This window comes from Robbsia andropogonis, assembly GCF_000970345.1.
Classification (GTDB): Bacteria; Pseudomonadota; Gammaproteobacteria; order Burkholderiales; family Burkholderiaceae; genus Robbsia; species Robbsia andropogonis.
On the sequence record NZ_LAQU01000009.1, the window covers coordinates 70,499 to 96,516 of the forward strand.

Annotated in this window: 23 protein-coding genes; 14 read left to right on the plus strand and 9 right to left on the minus strand. The window is 61.3% G+C overall.

The window, feature by feature from the left end; all coding sequences use genetic code 11:
* Positions 1–175 precede the first annotated feature (175 nt).
* The 5 genes from WM40_RS10885 to WM40_RS10910 all read left to right on the plus strand — a co-directional run bounded on the left by WM40_RS10885 (position 176) and on the right by WM40_RS10910 (position 6,071).
* Entirely contained in the window at positions 176–1,234 is a 1,059-nt protein-coding gene (locus tag WM40_RS10885) for an AI-2E family transporter (protein WP_024902254.1), read from the plus strand.
* 323 nt (positions 1,235–1,557) lie between these two features.
* Entirely contained in the window at positions 1,558–1,989 is a 432-nt protein-coding gene (locus WM40_RS27855) for a hypothetical protein (RefSeq protein WP_157685774.1), read from the plus strand.
* A gap of 126 nt (positions 1,990–2,115) precedes the next feature.
* Positions 2,116–3,669, plus strand: a complete 1,554-nt coding sequence (locus WM40_RS31350; protein WP_052738276.1) for a Rieske 2Fe-2S domain-containing protein — start codon at positions 2,116–2,118, stop codon at positions 3,667–3,669.
* A 120-nt stretch (positions 3,670–3,789) separates the two neighbouring features.
* Positions 3,790–4,302: a DUF6232 family protein gene (locus tag WM40_RS10905; RefSeq protein ID WP_046152869.1), complete on the plus strand. Its 513-nt coding sequence runs from the start codon at positions 3,790–3,792 to the stop codon at positions 4,300–4,302.
* A complete protein-coding gene (locus tag WM40_RS10910) occupies positions 4,299–6,071 on the plus strand; it encodes a 3'-5' exonuclease family protein (RefSeq protein ID WP_052738277.1) in 1,773 nt (590 codons plus the stop codon). The genes WM40_RS10905 and WM40_RS10910 overlap by 4 nt, the downstream gene beginning before the upstream one ends.
* A gap of 35 nt (positions 6,072–6,106) precedes the next feature.
* On the opposite strand, the gene WM40_RS10915 is transcribed toward WM40_RS10910, so the two are convergent.
* From WM40_RS10915 to acs, 3 genes are read right to left on the minus strand one after another with little or no spacing between them, the layout of a single operon-like run.
* Entirely contained in the window at positions 6,107–8,281 is a 2,175-nt protein-coding gene (locus WM40_RS10915; protein WP_046152870.1) for a VC_2705 family sodium/solute symporter, read from the minus strand.
* On the minus strand, positions 8,281–8,724 hold the full coding sequence (locus tag WM40_RS27865) for a DUF4212 domain-containing protein (protein ID WP_052738278.1): 444 nt from the start codon (positions 8,722–8,724) through the stop codon (positions 8,281–8,283). Before WM40_RS27865 ends, WM40_RS10915 begins: the two co-directional genes overlap by 1 nt.
* A 1-nt stretch (position 8,725) precedes the next feature.
* Positions 8,726–10,708 (minus strand): acetate--CoA ligase, encoded by a 1,983-nt coding sequence (acs, locus tag WM40_RS10925; RefSeq protein WP_046152871.1) that lies wholly within the window; start codon positions 10,706–10,708, stop codon positions 8,726–8,728.
* 230 nt (positions 10,709–10,938) lie between these two features.
* Between acs and WM40_RS10930 the strand changes: the two genes are divergently transcribed.
* The 9 genes from WM40_RS10930 (at position 10,939) to WM40_RS32480 (ending at position 18,285) form a co-directional block, all read left to right on the plus strand.
* Positions 10,939–12,462 (plus strand): fumarate hydratase, encoded by a 1,524-nt coding sequence (locus WM40_RS10930; protein ID WP_046152872.1) that lies wholly within the window; start codon positions 10,939–10,941, stop codon positions 12,460–12,462.
* Between the two features lie 322 nt (positions 12,463–12,784).
* The gene (bfr, locus tag WM40_RS10935) at positions 12,785–13,264 is read left to right on the plus strand and encodes a bacterioferritin (protein WP_024902244.1); all 480 of its coding nucleotides are present in this window, start codon (positions 12,785–12,787) and stop codon (positions 13,262–13,264) included.
* Positions 13,265–13,284: 20 nt separating this feature from the next.
* Complete coding sequence (gene murI / locus WM40_RS10940) at positions 13,285–14,268, plus strand: glutamate racemase (protein WP_024902243.1); 984 nt, start codon at positions 13,285–13,287, stop codon at positions 14,266–14,268.
* A 98-nt stretch (positions 14,269–14,366) separates the two neighbouring features.
* Positions 14,367–14,603, plus strand: coding sequence for a (2Fe-2S)-binding protein (locus tag WM40_RS10945; protein WP_024902242.1), 237 nt, complete (start codon positions 14,367–14,369; stop codon positions 14,601–14,603).
* A gap of 379 nt (positions 14,604–14,982) precedes the next feature.
* The gene (locus WM40_RS10950) at positions 14,983–15,702 is read left to right on the plus strand and encodes an energy transducer TonB (RefSeq protein WP_052738279.1); all 720 of its coding nucleotides are present in this window, start codon (positions 14,983–14,985) and stop codon (positions 15,700–15,702) included.
* An 83-nt stretch (positions 15,703–15,785) separates the two neighbouring features.
* Positions 15,786–16,502 (plus strand): MotA/TolQ/ExbB proton channel family protein, encoded by a 717-nt coding sequence (locus WM40_RS10955; protein WP_024902240.1) that lies wholly within the window; start codon positions 15,786–15,788, stop codon positions 16,500–16,502.
* Positions 16,503–16,580: 78 nt separating this feature from the next.
* Positions 16,581–17,003 carry an ExbD/TolR family protein gene (locus WM40_RS10960; protein ID WP_046152873.1) on the plus strand — a complete coding sequence of 141 codons (423 nt, stop codon included), beginning with the start codon at positions 16,581–16,583 and terminating at the stop codon, positions 17,001–17,003.
* 222 nt (positions 17,004–17,225) lie between these two features.
* Complete coding sequence (locus WM40_RS10965) at positions 17,226–17,723, plus strand: SRPBCC family protein (protein ID WP_024902238.1); 498 nt, start codon at positions 17,226–17,228, stop codon at positions 17,721–17,723.
* Between the two features lie 295 nt (positions 17,724–18,018).
* Positions 18,019–18,285, plus strand: a complete 267-nt coding sequence (locus WM40_RS32480) for a hemin uptake protein HemP (RefSeq protein ID WP_082102600.1) — start codon at positions 18,019–18,021, stop codon at positions 18,283–18,285.
* A 264-nt stretch (positions 18,286–18,549) separates the two neighbouring features.
* Here WM40_RS32480 and opgC read toward each other — a convergent pair whose 3' ends face one another.
* From opgC to uvrB, 6 genes are all read right to left on the minus strand, one after another.
* The gene (gene opgC, locus WM40_RS10975; RefSeq protein ID WP_024902236.1) at positions 18,550–19,716 is read right to left on the minus strand and encodes an OpgC domain-containing protein; all 1,167 of its coding nucleotides are present in this window, start codon (positions 19,714–19,716) and stop codon (positions 18,550–18,552) included.
* A gap of 301 nt (positions 19,717–20,017) precedes the next feature.
* Complete coding sequence (locus tag WM40_RS10980; protein WP_024902235.1) at positions 20,018–21,505, minus strand: 4Fe-4S binding protein; 1,488 nt, start codon at positions 21,503–21,505, stop codon at positions 20,018–20,020.
* A complete protein-coding gene (locus tag WM40_RS10985) occupies positions 21,502–22,338 on the minus strand; it encodes an FTR1 family iron permease (RefSeq protein WP_046152875.1) in 837 nt (278 codons plus the stop codon). Before WM40_RS10985 ends, WM40_RS10980 begins: the two co-directional genes overlap by 4 nt.
* 193 nt (positions 22,339–22,531) lie before the next feature.
* Positions 22,532–22,855: a cupredoxin domain-containing protein gene (locus WM40_RS10990; protein ID WP_024902233.1), complete on the minus strand. Its 324-nt coding sequence runs from the start codon at positions 22,853–22,855 to the stop codon at positions 22,532–22,534.
* A 207-nt stretch (positions 22,856–23,062) separates the two neighbouring features.
* Entirely contained in the window at positions 23,063–23,605 is a 543-nt protein-coding gene (locus tag WM40_RS10995; RefSeq protein ID WP_024902232.1) for an iron transporter, read from the minus strand.
* Positions 23,606–23,936: 331 nt separating this feature from the next.
* Positions 23,937–26,018: an excinuclease ABC subunit UvrB gene (gene uvrB / locus WM40_RS11000; RefSeq protein WP_024902231.1), complete on the minus strand. Its 2,082-nt coding sequence runs from the start codon at positions 26,016–26,018 to the stop codon at positions 23,937–23,939.

The window sequence follows — 26,018 nt, forward strand, 5'->3', positions numbered from 1 at the left end:
GTTTCATTTTTTCCTCAAACCGCACCGTAATATTGCGCTGCCGGCTTTGCCAAGCGCGCAATTGCGCCGCCGCTCGTGTAAGCTGTTTGCAACAAGTGGAATAGGAAATGGCGTCAGGCAAGCTGCCCATCGTCCCCCGCTTTGGCAGACCGTCTAACCCAGCAGGCAGCATTACATGAATAACCGCCGGATCTATGAGAAGTCGTTTCACATCCTGTTGGCCATCGTTACCCTGGGCCTTGGTTTCGTGCTATGGCCATTTTTCAGCGCGGTGTTCTGGGGCGCCATCCTTGCATTGATGTTCCAGCCCGTTCAACGCTGGCTCCTGATGAAGTTCAACCATCGGCAAAACCTTGCCGCCCTGGTGACGCTGGCGTTCATCCTTTTGCTGGTGATCCTGCCGCTCGCGTTGGTCACCGTCACGTTGATTCAGGAAGTCGCATCGATCTACCAGCGGATTCAGCAGGGCCAGTTGAATATTGGTTCCTATTTCCAGCAAATCATCGCGGCACTGCCCGAATCCGTGCAGCACTTGCTGGCGCGCTACGGGCTGATCGATTTCGGCGATCTGCAGGCCAAGCTCACGGCGGGCGCGGCGCAGATCAGCCAGTTTCTTGCGGCGCAAGCGCTCAGCGTTGGACAAAATACGTTTCAGTTCGTGATCAGTTTTGGTGTGATGCTGTATCTGGTGTTTTTCCTGTTGCGCGACGGCAGGCAGATTGGCCGGATGATCCGCCACGCGCTGCCCTTCGACGAATCACACAAAACCCATCTGCTCCAGAAATTCACGACCGTTGTGCGGGCCACCGTCAAGGGCAACATCGTCGTCGCGCTCGTTCAAGGCGGCCTGGGCGGCGTCATCTTCCTTATCCTCGGCATCGAAGGCTCGCTGCTATGGGGCGTGCTGATGGCCTTTCTGTCGTTGTTGCCTGCAATCGGCGCGGCACTCGTCTGGGGGCCCGCCGCCATCCTGCTGTTCGCCACCGGGCATTTATGGAAGGGGATCATCCTGCTGCTGTTCTGCGTGTTCGTGATCGGTCTGGCGGATAATCTATTGCGACCGCTGCTGGTCGGCAAGGACACGAAGCTGCCGGACTGGGTCGTGCTGATTTCCACCTTGGGCGGCATGGCGCTGTTCGGCATCAACGGTTTCGTTATCGGCCCGTTGATCGCCGCGCTTTTCATTGCCAGTTGGACGCTGTTCGCACAGCAGAACCACGCGCAGGATTATTGACAAGGCAATCACAAAAGGGTGTGCGCGTCAAGATATTTGTTTAACGCACGCTGCAAAAGATCATTGTTCCGCGCAGAGTAGCACTTTCTTTATGAAAACTGCATCCTTGCGGCGTGGTCCGGTCCGAGATAAGGGGAAACCCGAGGGACATACGCCGCCCTCGGAACCTGTTTCCGCCCTCCTCGGCACGTTTGCGCCGCAGCATCGCCTGAATCCACTGCCCCGCCATGTCGATCCGGCATTCCCGGAGAGTTGACAGACTCGACAGCGCTCCCAGACGTTGAAGAGACGCGCAAACCGGACGAGACCGAAAGGATCGTCAGATGCAGTCTTTTGCCCCGCTTGCCTGCCCTAATCTGGTTTGTTACAACGTGCAGTCCTTCCCGCACGTCACGGTCGACTGGCCACACCTTTCGAGCGTTGACCCGCAACGCTGGCACGACGATACGGCTGCCTTGCTCGACATGGACACGCCGTTCGTGCTGTTCGTGACGGACATGCCCGGCGACCGGAAGACCCGCCTGGGCGGACCGCTGAAGTGGTACAAGGTGTTTCACGAAGCATTTGGCGCGTGCTGCCGGGCCGTGATCGTCATCGAGGCGGATCCGTCACGCCGGGTGATGATGCGAATCGATACCCCGCAGCTCGAGAAAGCATTCGGCACCGATGTCCATATGGCGCCCGACCGCGAACAGGCGGAACGCCTGTCCCAACGCTTGCTGAACACCCCGCCGATCCCGCTCAGCGCCCGCTGATCGAGCAGAGGTGGCCGGGAATCCGCATGCCATTCCGGCAACGATCGCCGGACTCCGCTAGACTGAAGGCCCTGGGGGCGGCAATGCCGCGCCTCTTGTGTCCCCGTCGTTCGGAGCCTCGCGTCCATGATCGTACCGTCGCGCCCCCTGGCATCATCCGCTGTCGCCGAAATCCCCGAATCGGATTTCATCGATGGCACCGGCAGCCTAGACCATCCCCGTGACCTGCGCCGCGTGGCGATCGACCCCAATCAATGGTATCCATTGGCATGGTCAAGAGAAGTCAAGCCCGGTACAGCCATCGGCGTGCATTTCGGCGGCGTGCCGATCGTCCTGTTCCGGGGTCAGAGCGGCGTCGTGCATGCACTGTTCGACCGCTGCGCCCATCGCCAGGTGCCGCTCCATGCGGGTGTCGTCGAAGGCGACACGCTGAAATGCGGCTATCACGGCTGGACGTATGACAACGGGGGGCACTGCGTCGACATTCCCTATCTCGGTCGCGAGCGTCGGCCCAATGGGGTACGTGCCTATCCGTGTCGCGAGTTGGCGGGCCTAGTCCTGGTCTACTGCGCCGACACCGTTTCCGCAACGATGTCGCAGTCAGGTGCCACGCCCGAGACATGCCCCGCCGCTTCCGGCGCATCGCCGCGCGCCGGCGCGTCCACCGTCGCGATTCCGCTTCGTGACATGCGTGCTGGCGGAGCCGTTGAGACACCCACTGCGGCGCCATGGGAGGAAGACGGCGCCGTGAATCCGGCAAACCGCATGACGCCGGGCAAAGGAACCCGTGGTCACACGGCCACCGAACCTGCATCGGTCCCTGTCAGCGCCGAAGCGGAAGCCCGTTTCGCCGAGCTGGAAGCAGCACTTGCGCATGGCTCCGACCCGGCCTACAAGACGCGTCGATTCGGCGAAACGGTGCGCTGCCACTATTCCTTCATGCACGAGAACCTGATGGACATGAACCATCAGTTCCTGCATCGCAAGCAGATGGGGCAGATGCGTGCGCGCGTCGTCGATCGCCGTGCCGGAACCGATTGGGTCGAGGTCGACTACACCTTCGCCCGCGTGGGTGGCAAGCAACCGATCGGCGAAGCGCTGGTGTTCGGCGAAAGGCGCAAGACCGATCAGGGCGCTGGCAAGCCAGCCGCCAATGACGCAGCGGCGCCCACGGAGGCGAAAGCAAAGGGTGCGGCCGACCAGCACAAGGATGTCATGACCATCCGCACCCAATATCCCTACCAGACGCTCTGCATCCACAAGGCGGACGGCACCAAGGTAATGGACCTGTGGATCAACTACGTGCCAGTGGACGCGGCGCAGAAAGTCAACCGCACGTTTGGTTTGTTATCGATCAAGCGCCCGCGTCCGGGCTTCCTGCTCGACATCGCCTGGCCACTGCTGGTCTGGTTTACGGACCGGATCTTCACGGAAGACCGCTGGATCGTCGAGGCCGAGCAGGCAGCGTACGACAAGCAAGGCGGCGACATGAACAACGAGTATTTTCCGGTCATCGTTGCGCTGCGCGATCTGTTGCGGCGCCGTGGCGCACCCGTGCCGTTGCCGGCTACCACGCCAGACGGTGGCGGCGCGCTTGCAACACGCGATGCCACTGAACGGATAGCGGCAAACCCGGTCGCGACAGTGCCCCCCACGTCAATCCAGGCTCCCGCCGCCTAAGGACGCGTGGGGTCCGTTCAAATAAGGGGTCATGTCAATCACAGTGGAACTTTTGGGCACCATCCTCACCTGGATATTGCTATGCTTCGGGGGTTCCTTGTATTTGTGATTGCACACTCTATGTCTGAATCCGCAGCGTCCGGCTCGCCCAGCGCGCCGGCACCCCGTCATGCGGCGCCGGCTTCGGGTCCCCGCGGCCGTGCCGCTCTCGATACCGCGCCGCCTTTTTTTCAAGAAAACGACGTCAGCGTCAGCGCCACGCGCATCGTTGCTTACGGCACGCCAGCGGTGCTGACTGGCGCGACATCCGTACGCCTGGTCGTCGATCGCCGTCATGTGCGCTTTGCCATCCCCATCCTGATCGCGGGCATTGCCTTCGGGGTCTACGCCACGTTGTATGGTAACGCGCCAGCCAGCGTCATGGCGGTAATGCTGGTGGTTGTCAGCTATCTGACGTACCGCTTTCAAAACCTGCGTCATCGTTTGTTTCTGTCTCGGGATACCGGGACGGAAGAGGACGTGTTCGCGTCCGGTGATCTCGCGTTCACCGAACGCGTGAAAGTGGCGATTGAACACGCCATCGCCCACGGAGCGCAAACCCCTACCGTCGCGCCGACCCCGACGCAGGAATGACACCGGAACCCACCACGCACGCACTTGCGTCGACGAACGCGCGGCCGCCGACCCGCGATGGGCATGACCCGTTCGCCGCGTTGAGCCGCCCGCTCGTCTTTGTCGACCTGGAAACCACTGGTTCAGACCCCCTGACCGATCGCATCACCGAGATCGGGGTATTGGAAGTAGGCGCCGACGGCATCCAGGAGTGGAGTGCGATGGTCGATCAGGAACGACCGATCCCGCCTTTCATCCAGCAATTGACGGGCATTTCCGACGACATGGTGCGCGGCCAGCCGGTGTTTGCCGCATTGGCGCCTGGTTTGCTCTCGCGCCTGGAGGGCAAGCTCTTCGTCGCGCATAACGCCGGCTTTGATTTCGGCTTTCTGAAACAGTCTTTCCGGCGCGTCGGCCTGACGTTCCGCGCCGATACATTATGCACGGTGCGCTTGTCGCGCGCGCTCTATCCGGCACTGCGCAAGCATGGGCTCGACGCACTGATCGAACGCTTCCAACTGACGCCCAAAGGCCGGCACCGCGCACTCGCCGATGCGGACTTGCTATGGCAGTTCTGGCAGCGGATTCATCAGCAGCTTGCGCCGGACGTCATCGATAAAGCCATCAAGGCCCTGACGCGCCGTGCCACGTTCCCGTCCGGACTGGATGCGGACGCGCTCGACGCGGTGCCCTCCTTGCCGGGCGTCTATCTTTTGCACGGCAAGTCGCCGGCGCGGCAGCCTCTATTCATTGGCCGTGCCGCCGATTTGCGGCAGCGTGTCGGCCAGCATTTCTGCGGCGCACCGCGTGCCAAAGGCAAACCGGCATCCGCCATGGCACCCGCGTCGGGCACCGGGCTCGTCACATCGGCGCAACCAGCATCCGCGGAGGAAAGCCCCGACGCGCGGCTCGCCCGCGACGTCGCGCGCATCGAACATCGTCTTTGCGCCGGCGATATCGGCGCGCAGTTGCTCGAAGCGCAACTGATAAGGAGACATGCACCGCCTTATAACCGGGTACCGCGGCGGCGTGCCGGATTGTGCAGTTGGCACTTCCCGGACACGATGCCGGTGCCGCGGCTGACCACGCTGCGAGAGCGTGACTTCGGTCATACCGACGACCTGTATGGCATGTTCGATTCACGCGCCCGCGCGGAAAACCGCCTGCGCAAGATCGCCGATGAATACGCGCTCTGCATGGTCACGCTGGGCTTGGAAAGCAGCAAACCAGGCAGCCCCTGCACCGGGTACCACATGCACCGATGCCGCGGCACCTGCATTGGCGAAGAGTCGTCAAGGGAGCACGCCCTACGCGTGCGGGAGGCGTTGTCCCCGCTGTCGATCGCACGCTGGCCGCACGACGGCGCCATCGCGTTCGCCGAGCGGCACCATAGCGGCTTCACGCAATGGCACGTCGTGGACAACTGGTGCTACCTGGGCAGCACCGACGAGCCGCGGGCATTGCGCCGCATCGTCGAGGGCGCACCTCCACCGATCTTCGATCACGAGACCTACGCCATCCTGCGCCGCGCGCTGAAACAACCGAATCTCGATATCCTGCCGTTGCCGATCGCCGCACCGCTCACACTGGAACCGCCAGGGGCGGTGGCATCGAGGCGGGACAGCGGCGAACATCCCAATCGCGCCGATCCGGCGCAACGCGACCAGCGCGCGCCCCTGGTCGACCGCCCGCCCAAGCGTGTGCCGCCATCACGGGACCCCGTCAATCGCGCCCGCGCACGGCGCGCCGTCCCCGACACCCAGATGGCGATCGGCTTCGAGACAGAGTAACTGCACCGAATCAGGTGTTCCGCAGCCAGGCCCGCTCATGGCAAACGCATCCAGCGCACGCGATTGCGCATTACCTCGCTCGGGGGCGTGTCGAACAAGCTTGCCGCGATGCCGACGGCGAATCCTACCGGCACCCCGAACACGCCGGCGCTTCCTGCCGCCACGCCAAACCAGGTGTCGGGCGTCAGATCCATGGCATGCGCGAATCCAGGATGCGCCCGGCATAGGTAGTACACGCACACAACCAGGCCCGCGACCATCGCCGCCACCGCACCCCGCCGAGTCATCCGCTCCCAGAAGACCCCCAACACCAGAGCGGGAAAGAGACCTGACGCCGCCAGCGAGAACGCCGCACCGACGATAAAAAGAATGTTGCCGCCATTGACCGACGCCAACCATGCGGCGGCCAATGCGACCGCGAGCAACAGGAATTTCGACAACATCACGCGCCTATGCGCGCTCGTCCGCGATGCCAGCAGTTTGAAATACACATCGTGTGACAGGACGTTTGCGATGGTCAGCAGCAATCCGTCCGCGGTCGACAGCGCCGCGGCCAACGCACCCGCGGCAATCAGTCCCGTGATCACGTACGGCAGCCCCGCGATCTCCGGTGCGGCAAGCACGACCATGTCAGGCTGCATCGCGAGTCCGGCCCAATGCAACAAGCCGTCATGCAGCAGATCATCGATGCGCACCAGCGGCTGCGTGGGCGGGGTGGCCTGTTGCCATTGCACGATCCAATCGGGAAGATGCGCGAGCGAGCGCCCCGGCAGGTTTTCCATGAGGGCCAGTTTTACCAGGATCGCCAGGACCGGCACGCTGAGATAAAACAGGCTTATAAAGAACAAGGTCCAGCCCACCGCGCGACGTGCCGATCCGACATCGGGCGCAGTGATATAGCGCGTCAGGATGTGCGGCAGGCTGGCCGTGCCCAAGGTCAGCGACATCACCAATGCAATGAAATTGATCGCATTGGCGCGGCCCGCATTCGCATCGCCTTGTGCGATATCCGCCGTGTCCATCGTGCTGTCACCCGAATCGACATCCCGCATGGCGGCGTCGACGGCGATGACCTCGCCATGCTGTCCGCGCGCTTGTTGGTCGCCTGACATCGCCGCTGAAGATGGGGATGGCGCGGGGACGGCCAGCCACGTCGATGACGGCGGTTGTGCCTGACGCAGCAAGGCATCACGCTCGCGCGTCCAAACCTGCAGCGCCTGCTCTGGACTGGCGGGCAGCGCATCCAGAAACCGCTGCAGTTGACCAATCTCCCGCAGCGACGCATTGCGCTCACGCGCCGCCGTCAGTGCCGCTACACGTGCCGCCTTCTGCGCCGTCCAGCTTGCCGGTAATGCATCGATTTCCTGCTGCAACGCCGCGGCTGCCTGCCGATATGCGGCACGCGCGCGCGGTTCACCTGCACCGGTACCCCGTCCATCGCGCAGGTCCGCTTCGAGTGCCGCCACCCGTTGGTACGCCTCGCCATAATGCCATTGCGGCAACCACCCAAGCCCTGCCCGATGGCCAATCAGCGAGACCGTCACCAACATCGCGACGATAAGAATCAGGTACTGCGCAACCTGCGTCCAGGTCACGGCCCGCATCCCGCCTAGAAAAGAACAGACGAGAATGCCCGCCAGGCCAAAGACGATGCCGACACTGACGTCCACGCCGATAAAATGCGCGGCGATCAGTCCAACACCTTGAATCTGCGCGACCAGATAGACAAACGAACAGAGCATCGTCGCCACCACGGCGATCACGCGCACCGCACCGCTGTCATAGCGCGTCGCCAGGAAATCCGGGATCGTATAGCGCGCCATTTTGCGCACGTAAGGTGCGAGCAGGACTGCGACGAGACAGAAGCCGCCGGTCCATCCGACGATGTAGGCCAGCCCTTGATATCCGGTGGCGAACAGCGAACCTGCCAGTCCGATAAAGGAAGCGGCGGACAACCAGTCGGCCGCGGTGGCCATGCCGTTGAACACGGCAGGCACGCGTTGCCCGGCCAGATAGTACTCGTGGGAATGCGATGTGCGCGACAACATCCCGATCACCGCATAGACCGCCAGCGTCATGAACAGGAACAGGTAGGCGATCCAGGCGCCACCGCCATATCGGCGCTCCATTGCGTAGAGCACGGCGGTGAAAACAAACAAGCCGACGGTGAAAGCGGCGTAGCGCAACGCGAGGACGATCTCGCGCGTCATCACGCCTCCGGTCCGCGATCGATATCGCGCTCCTTGTCGGTGGTCAGCCGCGGATGACGCCTCCGGTGGATCGCGCCACGCGCATGGTCGTCGCGCGCGGAATCGCCATGACCGTCGGCATGGACCTCACCCGGGCCATCGTTGCCCTCGGCGATCGCCTGCATTGCGGCGCGATATCTGCGATCGGCCCGTCCCATGACAATCGTATAGGCGGTCACCAACAGCACGAAGGCGAGCACGGCGCCCTGCGCGCCGATGAAATAAGGCCAGGGCGTGCCCGCCAGCGTCACATCCGGCCAGACCGGATGCCGTCGATACGCCAGCATCGGCGGCACGAAAGAGACCGCCGCACTTAGCAGCAACACCGTGCATGTTGCCGCCAGCGATACCCGCCAGTGTCGCCGTGCGGCCTGGGCGGCACGTGCCTCGCCGCGCGATGCCACGTCAGACCGACTCCCCGAGCTGCTCCAGGATCGCGGGGTTTTCAAGCGTCGACGTATCTTGTGGCGCCGTCTCTCCTTTCGCCAGGCCCCGCAGCAGGCGACGCATGATCTTGCCGGAGCGCGTCTTCGGCAGGTTGTCGCCAAAGCGGATGTCCTTCGGCTTCGCGATCGGCCCGATCTGCTTGCCCACCCAGGCACGCAATTCATTGGCGACCGCTTTCGCGTCGTCGCCCACCGGACGCGCGCCCTTCAACACGACGAACGAGACAATTGCCTCACCGGTCGTATCGTCGGGCCGCCCCACCACCGCCGCCTCGGCAACCAGCGGATGCGCCACCAACGCGGATTCGATCTCCATGGTACCCATCCGATGCCCGGACACATTCAGCACGTCGTCGATCCGGCCCATGATCGTGAAGTAACCGGTCTCCTTGTTGCGCACCGCCCCGTCGCCGGCAAGGTACAGCTTTCCGCCAAGTTCCTCGGGAAAATAGCTTTTCTTGAACCGTTCAGGATCGCCCCACACCGTGCGCAGCATCGCCGGCCAGGGCCGCTTGATGACGAGAATCCCGCCTTGCCCGTCCGCTACGTCCTGCCCCGTCTCGTCGACCACCGCGGCGGCGATGCCGGGCAGCGGCAACGTGCAGGAGCCCGGCACCAGTGGCGTCGCACCCGGCATCGGCGCGATCACGTGCCCGCCCGTTTCGGTCTGCCAGAACGTATCGACCACGGGGCAACGGGCACCGCCCACCTGCTCGTAGTACCACATCCATGCTTCCGGATTGATCGGCTCGCCCACGGTGCCGAGTATCCGCAGCGACGACAGGTCGAATTGCCCCGGATGTACGGCCTTGTCCGCGTCGGCATACTTGATCAGCGACCGGATCGCGGTAGGGGCGGTGTAGAACACGCTGACCTTGTGCGCCTCGATCATTCGCCAGAAACGCGCCGCATCGGGATACGTCGGCACCCCTTCGAAGATCAGTTGCGTCGCACCCGCCGCCGTCGGTCCGTAGCAGATGTAGCTGTGACCGGTGATCCAGCCGATATCGGCGGTACACCAATAGACGTCCGATGGCTTGATATCGAACGACCAGCGCATGGTCTGCAATGCCCACAGCAGATAACCCGCCGTGCTGTGCTGCACCCCCTTGGGCTTGCCGGTCGAACCGGACGTGTACAAGATGAACAGCGGATGCTCGGCATCGACCCATTCCGGCTCGCATTCGATCGACTCGGCGGCCATCAGGTCATGCAGCCACAGATCGCGTCCGTCATCCCAGGCAACCTCGCCGCCGGTGCGCTGGTAGACGATCACGGACTTCACCGCGTCGGTACCGCCGGCGGCCAGGGCTTCGTCGACAATCGCCTTCAACGGCAACGTGCGGCCCCCTCGCACCTGCTCGTCGGCGGTGATCACGGCTACTGCCGCCGCATCGACGATCCGCTCGTTCAACGACTTTGACGAAAACCCGCCGAAGACCACCGAATGCGTCGCGCCAATGCGCGCACACGCCTGCATCGCCACCACGCCTTCCACGGACATCGGCATGTAGATAACCACACGGTCGCCCTTGCGCACGCCGCGCGCCTTCAATGCATTGGCAAGCCGGCAGACGTCATCGCGCAGTGCGCGGTAGCTGACCGTGCGCACTGCGCCGTCGTCGGCCTCGAAGATAAGCGCGGCCCGCTCACCCTGCCCCGCCTCGATGTGACGATCGAGACAGTTGTACGATGCATTCATCGTGCCGTCGGCGAACCAGCGATAAAAAGGCGCCTGGGTCTCGTCCAACACCTGCGAGAAAGGCGTGCGCCAGGTCAGGCCCTCGCGCGCGAGACGCGCCCAGAAACCTTCATAATCACGCGCCGCCTCAGCCACCAGGGCGTGATAGGCCTCCATGCCTGCAATCGCGGCGTTCCGGGACACTTCCGGCGCGGGCGGGAATACACGATGTTCGTGCATGACTGACTCGATCGCCGTCATGGCCTGTCTCCTTTTTTGTTAGTCCAAATACTATAAGTGCTGCCTCTTACCCCAATCTTACGCCGCATGGCGCGGGTACAGAAGGGACAACGCCGCGTATGCGGACAGGTCTCCCAATCGGCAGTGCGGCGACATGCCGCACCGCTGCGGCACAACGGGTACAATACGGCCCAAAAATCACGATATTTATTCCCCCCATTTGCCTGTTTTCCCATTCCCACGATACGAACATGACCGTCATCAAGCAGGAAGACCTGATCCAAAGCGTCGCGGATTCGTTGCAATACATCAGCTACTACCATCCGCTGGACTATATCGAAGCCCTCGGCCGCGCCTACGAACGCGAGGCAAGTCCGGCCGCGAAAGACGCCATCGCGCAGATCCTGACAAACAGCCGGATGTGTGCGGAAGGCAAGCGCCCCATCTGCCAGGACACCGGTATCGTCACCATCTTCGTCAAGGTGGGCATGGATGTGCGCTGGGACGGCGCGACGATGAGCGTGACGGACATGATCAATGAAGGCGTCCGCCGGGGCTACACCCACCCCGACAACGTCCTGCGCGCATCGATCGTCAGCCCGCCGGAAGGCGCCCGCAAGAACACCACCGACAATACGCCGGCCGTGATTCACTATGAGATCGTGCCCGGCGACAAGGTCGACATCCAGGTGGCGGCCAAGGGCGGCGGCTCGGAAAACAAGAGCAAGATGGCGATGCTGAATCCGTCCGACTCGATTGTCGACTGGGTGCTGAAGACGGTTCCGACGATGGGCGCCGGCTGGTGCCCGCCAGGCATGCTCGGCATCGGCATCGGCGGCACCGCCGAAAAAGCGATGTTGATGGCAAAAGAGTCGCTGATGGAGTCGATCGACATCCAGGACATCATCGCCCGCGGTCCGCGGGACTGGATCGAGGAACTACGTGTCGAGCTCTACGAGAAGGTCAATGCACTGGGAATCGGCGCGCAAGGCCTCGGTGGCCTGGCAACGGTGCTCGATATCAAGATCCTGGCGGCCCCGACGCATGCGGCATCGAAGCCGGTCGCGATCATTCCGAACTGCGCCGCCACCCGCCATGCGCACTTCGTCCTGGACGGCAGCGGGCCAGCCGAACTGACACCGCCACCACTCGACGCCTGGCCGCAGGTACAGTGGACGCCGGATACGAAGACCAGCCAGCGCGTGGATCTGGATACGTTGACCCCGGAACAAGTGGCCGCATGGACGCCCGGCCAGACGCTGCTGCTGTCGGGCAAGATGCTGACCGGCCGTGACGCCGCGCACAAGCGCATTGCCGACATGCTGGCCAAAGGCGAGACGCTGCCGGTGGATTTCACGAACAAGGTCATTTACTACGTCGGCCCAGTCGACCCGGTGCGTGACGAGGCCGTGGGTCCGGCAGGGCCGACCACCGCGACCCGGATGGACAAGTTCACCGATCTGATGCTGAAGCAAACCGGTCTTATCTCGATGATTGGCAAGGCGGAGCGCGGCCCGGTCGCGATCGAGGCAATTCGCGAAAACAAAGCCGCCTACCTGATGGCGGTCGGTGGCGCTGCCTACCTCGTGTCGAAGGCGATTCGCAAGGCGCGGGTCGTGGCGTTCGAGGAGCTCGGCATGGAGGCCATCTATGAATTCGAGGTGGAAGACATGCCCGTGACCGTCGCCGTGGATTCGAAAGGTACCTCGGTACACCAGACGGGGCCGAAGGAATGGCAGGCGAAGATCGGCAAGATTCCGGTCGCCACGGCCTGAACGCCGTGCCGGGAGGCGCAAACGAGAATGGGTACGATTAGCGCTTCCCCACGCATTTACACCGATATTTCGCAAAATTAGCGCAGATTTCACGGTAATTAGCCCAAAAATAGGCCAAGCCCGCGGTAAAAGGCTTGGCTTTTTTTACGCGAGCGATTATCGTGTGCGCATTCCCTGCGATACCGAAATTGCCATCACGCAACGCGGCCGGCAGCATGCGATCGACATACACGCCGGAGTGGGCCAGCCGCTTCTCGATCGCCCGCTGATCGCACTGCCCATACCTGTCTCACCGGCTGCGTGCTTAAAAAGGATAGTCCCGATGAAAAGCGACCCAAAAGTCGTCGAATACCTCAATGCGCAGCTCAAGAACGAACTGACCGCGATCAACCAATATTTCCTGCACGCCCGGATGTACAAGCACTGGGGACTGGAATCGTTGGGCAAGAAGGAATACGACGAGTCGATCGGAGAAATGAAGCATGCGGACTGGTTGATCCAGCGCATTTTCATGCTGGATGGCCTGCCGAACCTGCAGGATCTGCACAAACTGCTCGTGGGCGAAGACACACCGGAAATCCTGGCGAACGACCTGAAACTGGAATACCTTTCCCAGGCGACTTGCAAGGAATCGATCGCTTACTGCGAATCTGTTCGCGATTACGTCTCTCGTGAAATCTTCCAGAAAATCCTCGATGACACCGAGGAACATATAGACTGGCTCGAAACGCAGATCGAATTGGTGACCAAGCTGACGCTGCCGAATTACCTGCAAAGCGCGATGGGCGGCATCAACGAATAAACCGGGATCGCTCCTCCCTCATGCTTCACGACATCAACCGCGCACGCCCGTCCCCGATGCCGGCAACCGGTGACGCCACCGCGCCAGTTGGCGTGTTCGACTCGGGCGTGGGGGGGTTGTCGGTCGTACGCGCGATCCGACAAGTCCTGCCGGACGAGCGGGTGCTGTACTGTGCGGACGCTCGATATAACCCCTATGGCGACCGGAGCGAGGCGTTTGTCATCGACCGAACGCTAGCGATAGGGGAATGGCTGCTTGCCCAGGGCGTGAAAGCCGTCGTCGTTGCATGCAACACCGCGACAACGATTGCCGTCAGCGCGTTGCGCGACGCCCTGCCCATACCTGTGGTCGGGGTGGAGCCCGGTGTCAAACCGGCGGTTGCGGCATCCCGATCGGGCGTCGCCGGCGTGCTCGCGACGGCCGGCACGCTTCGCAGCACTAGCTTCCAGCGCCTGGTTCTAGAACACGCCGGAGGCGCCCGCCTGATCTGCACGGCAGGCCATGGCCTGGTGGAAGCGATCGAATCACGTGACCTCGCGTCATCCGCGCTCCGCGCCCGGCTTATGGACTACCTGCTGCCGATGCTGGACGCCGGCGCGGACACACTGGCGCTGGGCTGCACTCATTATCCCTTTCTCACCCCGTTGATCGACGAGTTGACCGAAGGTCGCTTGCACATCATCGATAACGGCACTCCGGTCGCCCTGCAATTAGCACGGCGCCTCGATGCTCACGGACTACGTGCCAGACCGTCGCACGGCGCCGTGACGAGCGCCGCAACCCACGTCGATTCAGACGATGACGGCGTCTACCTCGCGCCCGCTACCGCCCCGCTGATCCTGTGTTGCACCGGCGATACGACCACACTTGATTGGCTCGCCCGTCAGGCATGCGGTGAAAATCTTTCATCCGCCGCCACCGTCGATATCCGCTCGCCGCTGACAGCGGCGGACCGCCCTTTTCTCAGCCTGCACAGTGCACCTGCCACCGTTCGATCTTTGTAACACCCCTGACGGCAGGGATATGCTTTCCATCTTGCCAAGTCGCTTGCAATGAATGATAATAATTCGCATTAACGGCTTTCAAGGGGCGGTGGCCCATTATGATCGTTTGTGTGTGCAAGGCCATTTCGGATCGGCAACTACGTGCTTCGATTGAAGCGGGGAACAATTCGTTTGATGCGCTGCAATTCGAGCATGGTGTCGCTACGTGCTGTGGCCGTTGTGAAGAAGCGGTTCACGATGTGCTGGAAGGCCGGGAAATCGGTTGTAGCCGACGCAGCGCCGCAGCGAACAGCAGTGCGGCACCGGTAGTGTTCTACGCGACCATCGCGGCGTGATCCGTTACCGGCGTGGCGCAGGCTGCGTCCCCGGATAGTGAGTCCTGGTCACCGGCAACGCACAGCGTGCGCCGTCTTCACATCGCCGTAACATACCCTGCCACGGCGGCGTATTTGCGATAATGTCGCGCAACTGTCATGGCACGCTGTCATCTCTTTTGCCGCGGAGTCACTGGAAGCTCTGACAACACATCGAAATCCGATAATTCGCTTCCAATATTGCCAGAGCAAAAGCTGACCGATCGTGCGCTTCCTTGCATTTTTTGCGATGTCGTTGAAGTGAAGTCGTTTCTGATCCATTCTTTAGAATCATGATCCATCGCTCTGCTTTTCGTCGCGCGCATGACTTGGCGCGCTTCTTCCGTGGAGCCCATGCCGCATGAGCGACGTCTTATCCTCACCGAACGGACCGGACGGTTTTCCGGCGCGTGGTCTACCAACGCAGCGCAATTCGACGCTCCTTGCCGCGGGTGCGGTGGTGGCCTTGCATGCCGCGATCATTGCGGCCATCCTGCTGAACAACAAGCCGCCTCCGATCAAAGAGGTGCCCGCTCGCATTGTCACAGCCACATTGATTGCGCCCGAGCCGGCGCCGGTTCCGGTCGCACGGCCGGAACCACCCAAGGCGGAGCAAAAGCCGGTCGTCAAGCCGCCACCGCCGAAGCCGGTCATGCGCAAGCCGACCCCACACCCGACATCGACGCCTACGCCCGTTGCCGCCACGCCACCAGAGCCCGCGCCGCCCCCCACGCCGGCGACGCCCGCGCCCACGCCTCCCGCACCAGCACCAGCACCCGCGCCGGCGATCGATCCGAACGTGCCAAAGAATGTCCGGCACCTGACCTGCGCCGGAACCCGGCCGGAGTACCCGGCCCTGTCAAGTCGACGCGGCGAGACCGGCACGGTGGTCATCCAGTTCGTGGTGGATACGCATGGCAAGGTGGAAAGTGCTCGCGTGAAGACCAGCAGCGGTTATGACCGTCTGGACGAAGCCGCGCGGCAGGCAGCGTTGTCCAGCCCCTGCACCCCCTATATGGAAGGCGGCACGGCCGTGAAAGCGATCACGGAACGGCCCTATAGCTTCAGTTTGTCCGACTAGCACCCGTCCCTGCCGGCGGCGCATTCCGCCCGCAGGGGAAGAACGACCTACATACGCATACACACATACGCGAAGGAACTGTAATGCAAGACTATGGCATCGCCCACGTATGGGCCCAAGGCGACTTCGTTACCCGCGGCATCGCCCTGCTGCTGCTGATCATGTCAGTCCTGTCCTGGACCGTCATTATCGTCAAGTCCTGGCAGGCATGGCGCCTGACACGCCTGTCGCGTACCGCGGAACAGGATTTTTGGCATTCGGGTGATCTCGAGGATGGCATCAAGCGGATCGGCGGCAGCGCGGACAATCCGTACGCGCAGCTGGCGCTCACAGGCAAGGACGCCGTCGACCATCACCAGCAGAACGACAAAGAACTACATGGCGGCATGAGCACCAGTGATTGGGTCGCGCGTTGCCTGAAGAGCACGATGGATGAAATCGTCGCGCGCATGCAAGCCGGCCTGGCGGTGCTCGCGTCCATCGGCAGCACGGCGCCGTTTGTCGGTTTGTTCGGCACCGTGTGGGGCATTTATCACGCACTGCTGGCAATTGGCGCGAGCGGACAGACGTCGATCGACCATGTTGCCGGCCCGGTAGGAGAATCGCTGATCATGACCGCATTCGGTCTGTTCGTCGCGATTCCGGCGGTGCTCGGTTATAACGCATTGACGCGCTCGAACAAGGCGAGCGTGACAAAGCTGAACCGTTTCGTGCATGGCCTGCATGCGTACTTCGTCACCGGCTCGCGCGTACGCCCGACACGCCGCGAAGGGCTGCGTCTGGCGACCCGCGCGCAATAAAGCTGTTTTTTATTTATCCCGATATTCGTGCGCGGCCACCGTGCCGCCACACCGTAACGCACCACGCGGAGAACTGCGATGTCCATGGGCCCATTTGAAGGGGACAGCGACGAAGGGCTGATGAACGAGATCAACATGACGCCGCTTGTCGACGTGATGTTGGTGCTGTTGATCATCTTCCTGGTCACGATCCCCGTGATGAACAACGCGGTCAAGATCGACTTGCCGCAAGCCAGCACCCAGCCGCTGAACCAAAAACCGGCTTTCATCGACGTCTCGATTAAGGCAGACGGGACGATCTTCTGGGACAAGAGCGCGGTTGACGACGCATCGCTCGCCACGCGCGTGGACGCCGCGGCGAAGCAGACGCCACAACCTGAGGTGCACTTGCGTGCGGACAAGAACGTTCGCTACGAGCGGGTCGCGCAATTCATGGCCGCCGCTGAAAATGGCGGTTTGAGCAAAATCGGATTCGTGACAGATCCAGCGCCGAGGAAGTGAGATCCTCCCGCCAGACCGATTACACCCGCATTCTGGTCAGTAGCGCCCACCATTGTCGTACCGGTGGGCGTATTTCATGAATGCGCAACCCGCTGCACCCCCTTTACGACCATGCGACAATGCCGGACAGCACCGCATAGGTGCTTTTTTATCGGCATAAGCGTCATCGGCCGCTCGGCGCCTTTCGCGGCACCGTGCCCGCTGGAAGACAGGAGGTCCACCGTGAACTACGAACATTTGGTCCAGATCAACGACCCACTTAATCCCCTGTTGGGAACGCTGTCACTTGGTCAGCTATGGCAAGGCCTCGTCTTGCGAGCGGAACAACCACAACGCTTCGTGTTGGGACTCGAGAAATGCACGATCCTGTCCCGGGCCGGCAACGTCATGGAGCGTGAACTGGTCTATGGTCCGTCGGCAACGGTGCGGGATCGCGTCACGCTACGTCCGTACGAATCAATCGAATATATGATCGATGCCACGACAGAACACGTCGGAGGCAGCCTGACGATGTCGATCGAGGCGCCCGACGAAGCGCAATTATTCGTCCGCTTTGCTTATCGTACGTCATTGGCAAGTGGCGACCAGGCGGACCCCGAACGCACGAGCGAATTCGTCAAGTCCGCTTATCGGGAATCGGATATCGATACGATTCGCGTGATTCGTCAGATGGCGGAGCGCGGTGACTTGGACACCGCACCAACAGGCCCCACGCACTGACGTTCAACAGCGATTGCGCACATAGCGTGAAATGCGTGCTTCCGCTCGGAACAACATGGAAAGCGGTCTGCGGAACACGTTCAAAAAACTACTTGAGCGACGCAAATTTCGCTTGCGAATGGGAATGGTTCTCATTTAATATAACCCCATCGTCGCCGCTTACAGAGCCCAGCACACTATGAATTCTCTGCCACGCAGCAGCCGCACGCTTCACCTCCGTCACCGTGATCTGTCGTCCGCGGGCGGTAGTCAAAATGCCACCAACGTCTCGGTGGTTCGCCCCATGCAGCGTCTGATGCCACGCGTGACGAGCGTGGGACCAGAAGCAAGTGTCACCGAGCGCGTGAGCACGGATGCCAGAGCGCCAGTCGCACGGTCGGCCAGGCAGCCGCAACCGGTTGTCATGCCACTTGAACCATCGCTGTCCAACGTCCCTGTGTCGGCAGGGCCCGTCACGAGTGCAGCGCTATTGCAAGGCAACAAGACCGTACAGATCATGCATAACGGCGAGCCGTACACGCTGCGTGCAACACGACACGGCAAGTTGATATTGACGAAGTAAGACGTCAGCAGGAACCCGATTTCGCGTCGGGACGGACACTCAGGCAGCAATGCCTTGGTAAAAGGCAGTATGGAGTGGTTGTGCGGCGTCGCGAAGAGGCAAAAGCGCGCTGCGGACACCCTCGCCCCGCCCGCCGTCCCAACACTTTACCGTGTATTGTGGGGACCACCTCGCACGAGGTGTTAAAGGTCATCGCCAGCGTCAGAGGTGCACGTAAGAACTAGACCCCTTCCGTGCGAATCGGCAGCCAGCCAGACCTTTTTTTTATTCCAGGGCTTCGCCGCGCGGCATGCGGGCGAGGCCCTTTCCCGTGGTGGGCACGATGGGCGATGGGGCACGCGAAGATTGAAAGGCGCGCCATGACAAAGCAAATCCGAACAATGCGCTCAGTGCGACAACATCGGTCAACAATCCGGCGGGATAGTCCAGCAACCCCTCCGTCGCCTCGAAGAGCACCGAATCAAGCACGAGTGAAATGACCGCGCCCGCGATAAAACAAGGCATTGATTGACGCCCAACTGCCACGATCCAATTGATTCCCTTGCCTAGCCGTGCGAGCCAACCTGCCTGCGCCACCATCGCGCATACCCAGGCGATGGCAACGAAATTGACGACCCGCAACCAGGAGAGATTCTGTTTCAGCGACGCATCGAGATACGCCGGCGTAAATCCCACGCGATAAATGCCAAAGCCGACGACCGATGCAATGGCTACCCCGCCCACCGACCAGAAACCCATGCGGGACGAAAAGACACGCTGGACCGGTAACGAGTGCGCAAGCACACCCAACACGAACATCAACTGCCACGCAAACGGGTTGAAGGGCCAGACACGTGCGCTTTCCACGGCACTTCCCATGGCGCCCCCTACGCCCGGTAACCAGACCAGCGCGGACGGCGCGAGCCACCAGACCACCAAACTTGCCGCCAGGGTCGGCAAGGGCCGCCGCATCGCGCAAGGCAGCAACACCGGCGCACACGCTACAAAGATCAGATACATCGGCAGCACCGATGACAGATACGGTTGCTCGCGCAGGGTTGCGACATCAAGCAGGAAGGAGAATGGTGACGACAACAACCTGTCCACCGCCGTGAATGGGAGATTCGGGGCAGAGACGTCGAACACACGCAAGATCAACGTTGTCGACATCATTGCGACAGCGCAAATCAGGAAGCCACGATAGATCGGCCAGATGCGGCGCAGCAGCTTCCCCTGGGCCGTCTCAGGAGCTCGCTCGCGCCAGCCGCACCACGCACCCGTCAAAGCGAATCCGCAAAGAAACACAAAGGCCTCGGCGGCATCCGGATAGGCGAAGCGGTGCATCGTGACGCGGGACAGGATGCTGCCGCCGATATGATCGACGACAATCATCAACATCGCCAGGCCACGATAGAAATCGACAGGCACGGAACGGGACGGACTTACTTTCACGGGTGTTTCACTCGATGCGCAGCAGGCCGGCATGCCCGGCGTGTCATCGCGCCCCGGCAGTCCTCATGGAAAAGCGGGATCCATGGAGGAAGTCAGCGCTTCCGCGCTACGAACGAAAGGGAGTCGATGATACGTACCGGCGCCATGGTAAACCCTCTCGCGGCAAAAAAACACCGTTGATACACTGATTTACGACTAACACCGAATATTTCGAATAAGCAGCCGCCCCCTGCCCGGAAAGCGGCGCGGCCGCACAACAGATGCGCGCGGCAACACGTCCGCACGCGCTGTCCCGGCCGTCTTACCAGCGGATGAACATCAGCCACCAAGCGCTATCAGCGATTGCCAAGGCCAATGCGAAGGACAACATGGCGCCGCCGAGTGCATACCACGACGCCGCATAGCGACGCGCGATCTGAAACGCCAGCCAAAGGCTCCATAAGTTGGCCAGACCAAGAAGGACCGCACGCGCATCGCCAGCCCACCGCGTATCGACGTGATGATGCTGCAGGATCGTCAACGTCGTTGCGGTCAGACCGAGGAAGACACTGGCGCCTGCCTGCGGAATCAGCGCCTGCGCAAAATGATGCAGGCGTCGGGTCGACCAGCCACTGCCCCGAACCGGCATCACGGCACGGCTTGCCACTGCGGAAGCCATGGCCGCCTTGCTATTTGCAACGCCCAAGCCAAGCAGGCCATTCCCGGCTGCCATCACGACGAGCAACGCCGTACCGTACACCAATGCCGTCGCCATCATATAGCCGATGACCAATCCGCCATCCAGCCAGGTGAAGACATCGTTCTGGTCCGGATAGTGCGTGAACACATACCAAGGCGCGTTATCCGCCAGCGGCCACATGATGTCGTGGTTGATCAGCCAACCCGCGAGGGATATCTTGATCTGCACGAACAACGGACTCACGGTCCAATGAAACCCGCCAATCGCGATGCCGAGCATGCCATACAGCAGCAGCGCCGTATCCCAGGCGGACGCACGCTTTGCTCCCTGCTCGACCACTTCATCGGATGAGGAACGAGTCGCCAGGCTGATGGCATCGCGATGCCCGCTACATCGGCCGCACATATGGCAATCGGCGGACTGGATCTGCCGCAACGGCACCAATGGCGCGCAATTGACGGGGATCACCCGATGGCCATGCTCACCGTGCTTGTACGAATGGCGCCATGCTTCTTCATTAACCTGAAAACGGAACGGCGCAAGACGCGCCAGCAGCGTGAAAACACCATTCACGGGACACAGGTATTTGCACCATACACGCTTCTCACGGCCGTACAGCACGCCGATGATCATGGCCCCGACCGTGGAACCGCCTAGCACGACCAGCACGGCCTTCGGATATTGATAGACGCTGACCATCTGGCCATAAACCGTCGTCATGCCGAATGCAACGAAGGGCCAGCCGCCCCAGCGCATCCAGCGCGGAATGGCCCAACCCGCACCGAACTTGCTGGCAAATTCCGTCAACGTGCCTTCCGGGCATAGCACGCCACACCATACGCGCCCGAGCATCACCATCGACAGCAGCACAAATGGCCACCAGATGCCCCAGAACACGAACTCCGACAATACGGTGAGGTTGTTCCACATGCGCGCGCTGTCCGGCGGCAACGGCATGACAGCTGGCACGATAATCAGCACCGCGTACGCCAGCACGACAACCCATTGCACTCCCCGGATCACCCGGCCGTGACGCTGCATCCAGTCACCCGCGATATGCGGCCAGCCGGCGATTCCGCGAGGGCGGCCGATGCGCGCAGCCTGACTCATGCTGTTTTTCCCGCCATCGGCTGGCGACGCGCGAAGCGCATCAATCCCGCGACGATCAGCCAGAAGACCGCGTAGGCCAGCAGATTCATCAAGGACGGATGCGCACGGTAGCCCGTCAGCGTGGCGGCCAGTGAGCCAATCGTCGAACTATCGTCGAGAATACGGCTGCTATCCCACAGCTGGTCGACGATCGTCGGCAAATATTCCATGTCGATCAACTTGTCGATACCTGCTTCGAACAGTCCTGCGGCAAGGAACAGCAACATGATTTCGGTTACCCGGAAAAACAGCCGCCACGAGAAAATCTTGCCGCCCAGTTGGAAAATATAAAACGTGATGAAGGCCAGCACGAGCCCGATCAGCACGGCGCCGTACATCGAAGGCGCGATATGCCCCGACTGACCGAATCCCAGGCCATACAGGAAAATCGCGGTCTCGCTGCCTTCGCGCGCAATGGCGGTGGCAACGAGAATGGCCACCCCCCACCAATTCGCGGCATCGGCACGCTCCTGCAACTGCGCTTCCATATCGCGCTTCAGTGTCCGAGCATGATGGCGCATCCACATCACCATCTGCACGATCAGCACGCACGCCACCAGGACCATCACCAATTGAAAAACGTCCTGGGCCGAGCCGGACAACAAATCGGTAAACCCAACCAATGCCGCACCCAATCCCACGGCCGCGACCAGCCCGGCCACCACGCCGGCCCACAGATAAGGCAGGCCCCTGCGCGCCGCCGCATCCCCGTTCTTCAGCCACGCGTACAGGATGCCGACGACCAGCAAGGCCTCGACACTCTCGCGCCACACCACAAATATGACCTGCCCCATGATCTACCCTTTTTTTGCCTCACCACGCTGGCGAATCCGGCCCTGGAGACGAGGAGGCACGCTACCGGGCACCGGGCTGGCGACCACACGGGCATCACGCCGCCCCGCCATCAATGCGCATCGCGTAAGCGCGCAACGGCCTGCCTTGTGCGATCAGTCATCAAGATCTCCCGTGCCGGTCACGCCGCGATCATCACTTGGCGACGATGACGCCTTGTCCCGTTGCTTGATGAAAATCGTCGAAAAATTTGTATTCGCCCGGCGACAAGGGCGCAATGACGACGAACGACTCGCCGCCCGGTGCCAGCACCTTTTCCTTGCGCAATTGCACGCTCTCGAACTCCGCCGCGCTGGTGCCGGTGTTCTTGATGGCGATCTTGATCCGTTGACCTGCCGGCACCTCGATGCGAGCGGGAGTCATCTTGCCGTCCTCCATTTCGAGCGGGAACGTCGGCAGATCCGCCGCATGCGCCCAATGCGCCAACAACAGCGCCGTTGCCATTGCCACCTTCTTCATACACAACCCTTTATCAGACAGCAAAACGCCCAGGCGACAACACAGGGGCCGTCCGAGGACCGGACCCCCCCTGTTGCCGGCCGGACGCCGAATAACCGACATGATAAATCAGAATGCTTATCGTTTAACCAGATTACCCATTCCGATGGCGTGGCACATTGTCCCTATCGCATGCGCCGAACAATCCATTGCCGACGCAGCGATAGATCAGTAGCCGCCTTTCTTCCCAACGCCCGCGAACGGGAAATCGTATTCGAGCGTAATCGGCTTGAACCACGGACCCACGCCCGTTTCCTTGTCGACGTGGCGGCCAAAGCCCATGTGCCCTGATTGCAGGGGCGGCTTGATGACCATCTTCAAGTGATACTTGCCCGGCCCCATCAGCTTGACGTTATCGCCATAATGCGGACCGTCGTTCGCGACCATCGGCATCATGTCGCCCTTGATCACGTCTTTCGAACCCACTTTCGATAGCTCATAGCTGACTTGCAGGTACGGCATCCAGTCACCTTCGGCGAAACCTGTCGGGTTGTCCTTGACGGCATGGATATCGGCTTCCAGATGAATGTCCGACTTTGCGGCATCACGCATCAAACCTGCCGGCTCCATCGTGATGGGCTGCAGATACACCGCGCCGATTTCCATGCCTCCCTCGATCTTGTGCTGACCAATCGGGTATTCCGCAGCGGATGCTGCCACGGACCATGCCGCCATTGTTGTCACCACCGCGAAAACGCATGCCCCTGCCATACCGCCCGTCGAACGTGCTGCCACCATGAGAGTCCCTTGCTGTTGATTACCCGCCGCGCATGCACGCCGGTGATTACAAAAAGCCTGCTTTACAAACGAAGCAAAACATATTACTGATGTCTTCGCGAAGTCGAATAATAATACGAATTATTCTCAAAAACAATTTGTAAGGGTAGTACCCCGGGATAAGAGAAAAGGTGTCGTATTAATGTGTTTCGTGCCCGGTGACACGCCTCATCGGAGGGGGATCATGCCGGCCAGGCGGACATTTTCGATACACGAGGAGGCGAACCACGGACAACCGTCTTGCCACGCCATTGACCCCATGACATCACAGGTCGCTTTTTCGCGCGCCAAACGCCTTCTCCCGCAAGCTCGCCAGCGCGTCCCGGGTCTGGGCCGCTTTCTCGAACTCAAGATTCTTCGCGTGATCGGCCATTTGCTTTTCCAATCGCTTGATCTCTTTCGCGAGCTGCTTCTCGCTCATATCTTCCACACGTGCGCGTTCCTGCGCCTCACGCAATTCCTGTTTCGCGTCGTCCGCATCATAGACACCATCGATGATGTCCTTGATACGCTTCTTCACGCCCACCGGGACGATCCCGTGCGCGGCGTTATGCGCGATCTGCTTTGCCCGCCGCCGCTCGGTCTCGTCGATTGCACGTCGCATCGAATCCGTGATCCGGTCGCCATAGAGAATCGCCTGACCGTTCACATTCCGCGCAGCGCGGCCTATCGTCTGGATCAATGAACGTTCGGCTCGCAGGAAACCTTCCTTATCCGCATCAAGAATGGCGACCAGCGACACTTCCGGGATGTCGAGCCCTTCGCGCAGGAGGTTGATGCCGACCAACACGTCGAACGTTCCGAGCCGTAAGTCGCGAATGATTTCCACGCGCTCGACAGTGTCGATATCACTATGCAGATACCGAACCTTGACGCCGTGCTCCGCGAGGAAGTCGGTCAACTGCTCGGCCATGCGCTTTGTCAGCACGGTCACGAGTACGCGCTCGTTGACCTTGACGCGAAGATGAATCTCGCCGAGAACGTCGTCCACTTGCGTACGTGCCGGTCGAACCTCGATCAGCGGATCCACCAGACCGGTGGGACGCACCACCTGCTCCGCCACCTGACCAGCCGAACGTTGCTCGTAGTCGCCCGGCGTTGCCGAGACGTAGACGACCTGGCGCATCTTGCGCTCGAATTCGCTGAATTTCAGCGGACGGTTATCGAGCGCCGACGGTAAGCGAAAGCCATAGTCCACCAGGTTTTCCTTACGCGCGCGGTCGCCGTTGTACATCCCGTTCAACTGTCCGATCAGCACGTGGGACTCGTCCAGCAACATCAGCGCATCGGACGGCAGGTAATCGACCAATGTCGGCGGCGGTTCGCCCGGCGCGGCGCCGGAGAAGTGTCGCGAATAGTTCTCGATGCCCTTCGTAAAGCCCAATTCCTGCAGCATTTCGAGATCGAAACGCGTCCGCTGCTCCAGCCGCTGTGCCTCCACCAGCTTGCCTTCCTGATAAAGAAACGCCAGTCGGTCACGTAACTCCGCCTTGATCGTCTCGATAGCGCGCATCACCGTATCTCGCGGCGTCACATAATGCGACGACGGATAAACGGTAAAACGCGGGATTTTCTGGCGAACCCGTCCCGTCAGCGGATCAAACAATTGCAGCGATTCGATCTCGTCGTCAAACAACTCGACACGCACCGCCAGTTCCGCGTGCTCCGCCGGAAAAATATCGATCGTATCGCCCCGTACGCGGAAGGTCCCTCGACCAAACTCCGTTTCGTTCCGGTTGTACTGCATCGCGATCAGGCGCGCGATCACCTCGCGCTGCCCGATCTTGTCACCGGAGCGCAGCGTCAGGATCATCTTGTGGTACTCGCCGGGATTGCCGATACCGTAGATCGCGGAAACCGTTGCGACGATTACCACGTCCCGTCGCTCCATCAGGCTCTTGGTGGCGGACAAGCGCATCTGCTCGATATGCTCGTTGATCGACGAATCCTTTTCGATGAACAGGTCGCGCTGCGGCACATACGCTTCCGGTTGATAGTAGTCGTAATAGGAAACGAAGTACTCGACAGCGTTATGCGGAAAGAAGTCCTTGAACTCCGAATACAATTGCGCTGCCAACGTCTTGTTGGGCGCGAAGACGATGGCGGGTCTCCCTAGCCGGGCAATTACATTGGCCATGGTGAACGTCTTGCCCGACCCGGTGACCCCCAATAGTGTCTGATATGACAGACCATCCTCCACGCCCTCGACCAAGGTCTGGATGGCAGTCGGCTGATCGCCGGCCGGCGGGTACGGCTGATAGAGCTGATATGGCGAATCCGGAAATTCGATGAATTTCGACGGATCAAGCACATCCGAGGCGTTCGAGACTTCCCGCAGTTCAGTCAT

What these genes read in the sequence shown, in the direction of transcription:
- WM40_RS10885 (WP_024902254.1), top strand. Translation starts at nt 176, where the DNA reads ATGAATAACCGCCGGATCTATGAGAAGTCGTTTCACATCCTGTTGGCC.
- WM40_RS27855 (WP_157685774.1), top strand. Translation starts at nt 1,558, where the DNA reads ATGCAGTCTTTTGCCCCGCTTGCCTGCCCTAATCTGGTTTGTTACAAC.
- WM40_RS31350 (WP_052738276.1), top strand. Translation starts at nt 2,116, where the DNA reads ATGATCGTACCGTCGCGCCCCCTGGCATCATCCGCTGTCGCCGAAATC.
- WM40_RS10905 (WP_046152869.1), top strand. Translation starts at nt 3,790, where the DNA reads ATGTCTGAATCCGCAGCGTCCGGCTCGCCCAGCGCGCCGGCACCCCGT.
- WM40_RS10910 (WP_052738277.1), top strand. Translation starts at nt 4,299, where the DNA reads ATGACACCGGAACCCACCACGCACGCACTTGCGTCGACGAACGCGCGG.
- WM40_RS10915 (WP_046152870.1), bottom strand. Translation starts at nt 8,281, where the DNA reads ATGACGCGCGAGATCGTCCTCGCGTTGCGCTACGCCGCTTTCACCGTC.
- acs (WP_046152871.1), bottom strand. Translation starts at nt 10,708, where the DNA reads ATGACGGCGATCGAGTCAGTCATGCACGAACATCGTGTATTCCCGCCC.
- WM40_RS10930 (WP_046152872.1), top strand. Translation starts at nt 10,939, where the DNA reads ATGACCGTCATCAAGCAGGAAGACCTGATCCAAAGCGTCGCGGATTCG.
- bfr (WP_024902244.1), top strand. Translation starts at nt 12,785, where the DNA reads ATGAAAAGCGACCCAAAAGTCGTCGAATACCTCAATGCGCAGCTCAAG.
- murI (WP_024902243.1), top strand. Translation starts at nt 13,285, where the DNA reads ATGCTTCACGACATCAACCGCGCACGCCCGTCCCCGATGCCGGCAACC.
- WM40_RS10945 (WP_024902242.1), top strand. Translation starts at nt 14,367, where the DNA reads ATGATCGTTTGTGTGTGCAAGGCCATTTCGGATCGGCAACTACGTGCT.
- WM40_RS10950 (WP_052738279.1), top strand. Translation starts at nt 14,983, where the DNA reads ATGAGCGACGTCTTATCCTCACCGAACGGACCGGACGGTTTTCCGGCG.
- WM40_RS10955 (WP_024902240.1), top strand. Translation starts at nt 15,786, where the DNA reads ATGCAAGACTATGGCATCGCCCACGTATGGGCCCAAGGCGACTTCGTT.
- WM40_RS10960 (WP_046152873.1), top strand. Translation starts at nt 16,581, where the DNA reads ATGTCCATGGGCCCATTTGAAGGGGACAGCGACGAAGGGCTGATGAAC.
- WM40_RS32480 (WP_082102600.1), top strand. Translation starts at nt 18,019, where the DNA reads ATGCCACGCGTGACGAGCGTGGGACCAGAAGCAAGTGTCACCGAGCGC.
- WM40_RS10980 (WP_024902235.1), bottom strand. Translation starts at nt 21,505, where the DNA reads ATGAGTCAGGCTGCGCGCATCGGCCGCCCTCGCGGAATCGCCGGCTGG.
- WM40_RS10985 (WP_046152875.1), bottom strand. Translation starts at nt 22,338, where the DNA reads ATGGGGCAGGTCATATTTGTGGTGTGGCGCGAGAGTGTCGAGGCCTTG.
- WM40_RS10990 (WP_024902233.1), bottom strand. Translation starts at nt 22,855, where the DNA reads ATGAAGAAGGTGGCAATGGCAACGGCGCTGTTGTTGGCGCATTGGGCG.
- WM40_RS10995 (WP_024902232.1), bottom strand. Translation starts at nt 23,605, where the DNA reads ATGGCAGGGGCATGCGTTTTCGCGGTGGTGACAACAATGGCGGCATGG.
- uvrB (WP_024902231.1), bottom strand. Translation starts at nt 26,018, where the DNA reads ATGACTGAACTGCGGGAAGTCTCGAACGCCTCGGATGTGCTTGATCCG.